General features: G+C 57.6%; 3 protein-coding genes. All 3 read left to right on the top strand.

Translation table 11 applies throughout. The features are described from left to right. A partial coding sequence (locus BTW07_RS18520) for a DUF4258 domain-containing protein (protein ID WP_144076985.1) occupies positions 1-917 on the top strand: 917 nt, incomplete at its 5' end. Between the two features lies 1 nt (position 918). Continuing rightward, the gene (locus BTW07_RS18515; RefSeq protein WP_075571638.1) at positions 919-1,212 is read left to right on the top strand and encodes a hypothetical protein; all 294 of its coding nucleotides are present in this window, start codon (positions 919-921) and stop codon (positions 1,210-1,212) included. Between the two features lie 6 nt (positions 1,213-1,218). After that, the coding region (locus BTW07_RS19730; RefSeq protein WP_482822366.1) for a hemagglutinin repeat-containing protein at positions 1,219-2,589 on the top strand (1,371 nt) is incomplete at its 3' end.

Genomic DNA, 2,589 nt, shown 5'->3' with positions numbered 1-2,589 from the left:
AGATCGCTCTGCACGCCCTGGCCGGCGGCCTGGCGGCGGAAGCCACCGGCGGCGACTTCAGCACCGGCGCGGCGGCGGCGGGCGCCAACGAAGCGCTGGTCAAGCAACTGGATACGCTGGTCGCCAACGACCCGCAACTGCTGGTTGCCGCCTCGAAGCTCACCGGGCTGATGGCGGCGGGGCTGGTGGATGGCGACGTGGCGCAGGGCGCTGAGATCGCAGGCAACGCGACGGCGTATAACTACCTGACGCACCGTCAGGTAGCGAAATATGTCGAGGAAGCAAAAGACTGCGAAGTGCGTGGAGATTGCGATCAGGTCCAGGAAAAGTATCGACAGCTCAGCCTGGACCAGCAAGATGAACTCATCGAAGCCTGTGCTGGTGATCGCCAGGGATGTGCGGCCCGTTATCAGCCATTGGTCGAGGATAGCCAACGCTTTAGGGAGGAGTTGGATAAGCTCGGTGGGAGTGAACTGTCATTGCAGATCAGCCTGGATGCCGGTCCGTTGCTGGGTCAGTATATGGAGGCTGAATCCGTTGTCTCACAGGGGGGCTTTGCCCAGTTCCTTCAGGACCGTCATGGGCTCGATAGCGAGCAGGCATCGGTGTTGTCTGCCATGGCGGCTGGGGTATTGCCTTTAGGCAGTAAGCGCCTTCAGTTGAATCAGCCGAAGAATCCGGAATACCAGCCTGTTCGTAATACACCGACTAGTATTGCTGGGCGTGAATACTCTGGTCATGCTCTCGATCGAATGCAGGATCGTGGAATAATGCCCTCTATAATAGAAAATACAATTCGAAATGGACAGTCCTATCCTAGCAGGGGAGGGACAACTGTTTTTTATAGTCCTAAGAATAATATAAGTGTTGTTGTCAATAGTAAGGGCGACGTTGTGACAACTAGGTATGGTAGGTGATATGAGTAGAGAGTACATTGAAAAGAGTTCTGAAACTGCTCTGAATGGCGTCTTTAGCTTTGCTAAATTTGTCGCAGAAACAGAGTTTCTTGCTGACATGATGTGTATAGAATTTCAAGAACAGTATCATCGAGCTTGGTTCGAGATGGAGTTGGTAAATTCATTGGCTTTGGCAGATTGGGAACAAGATGGTAGCCCTAGGGAGTGGGATAAGATATGGAATGAAAGATATAAAGAAGAAGCCAAGGAAACCTTGGGTGAGTTTTTAGAAGTAGTTAAAAAATGGCCTAGTTGAAAGTAAATTGCTACTTCGTCAACAACACCCACCCATCGTCTGGCCGAACTGGTCAACGACAACCCCGGTCTGCTGGCGGCAGCCTCCCAGGTCGTCGGCGTTATTGCTGCCGAGATGACGAAGGGGGATATCTCCCAGGGTGCCGAGATCGCGGCGCAGGGAGGGCTGATTGCGGCGACCGATGGGCTAAGCGTCTCGGCGGGACGAGATCTGATCAACCGTGCGGATCTCGTCAGCGGTGGCGACATCGATCTCTACGCTGGGCGTGACCTGAACCTCGCTGCGGTGCAGGACGTTCGTGGAGAGGACTTCACCCGGGGTTATCGGCGCTCCTCGAGCGTCGAACAGCAGGCCAGCCGCGTGACATCGGCACGTGACATCCATCTGGCGGCGGGACGTGACATCGATATCGTTGCCAGCCGTGTCGATGCCCGAAACGATCTTTCGGCACTGGCAGGACGGGATCTTCGTGTGCGCTCGGCGGCCGATGTACACAATAACGAGCATCACTACCGATCTTCTCGAACCCGCAAGGATGTCGTCGACACCCATACGCGCCAGCAGGGAAGCGAACTCAGCGCCGGCGGCGATCTCTCCCTGATTGCGGGCAATGACCTGACTGCGCAGGCCAGCCGTCTCAAGGCTGGCGATCAGGCCTATCTGGTCGGCGGCAACGATGTAGCGCTCGTAGCTGCCAACGATGAGGACTACCACTACTACTACAAGAAGAAAAAGAGTGGCGGGATGATCAGTCGCAAATCGATGAAGCGCGACGAAGTCACCGACACCCGCGCGGTCGGGACGACCGTCGAGACCGGTGGTGACCTCACCATCGTCAGCGGCGGAGACCAGACCTACGAGGCCGCCAGGCTCGATAGTGGCGAGAATCTCAGCCTCACCAGCGGCGGCGGCATCACCTTCGCCGGGGCATTGGATACTCGCACAGAGTCTCATGATAAGAGCAAGAGCAATTGGGCGTGGCAGTCGGCCAAGGGTAAAGGCCAGACCGACCAGACGCTGCGCCAGAGTGAGCTGCTCGCCCAAGGGCAGACGCTGATCCAGGCAGCCAACGGCCTCAACATCGACGTTAGCCACATCGACCAGCAGACGGTCAGCCAGACCATCGACGCCATGGTCACTGCCGACCCCGACCTCGCTTGGCTCAAGACGATGGAAGATCGCGGCGATGTCGACTGGCGTGCGGTCAAGGAGATTCACGACAGTTGGGACTACAGCCAATCGGGGCTGGGTCAGGGAGCGGCGCTAGCGATCAGTATTGCCGCCACGGCCATGATGCCTGGCATTGGCGCTGGCCTGAGTGGCGCCATGATGACAGCTGGCGCGGGATCGCTGGCCGCCACCGGCGCGGTCAGCCTG

It is taken from the genome of Salinicola socius, assembly GCF_001937195.1.
GTDB classification, from domain to species: domain Bacteria; phylum Pseudomonadota; class Gammaproteobacteria; order Pseudomonadales; family Halomonadaceae; genus Salinicola; species Salinicola socius.
This window is presented reverse-complemented; position numbering and strand designations above follow the sequence as displayed.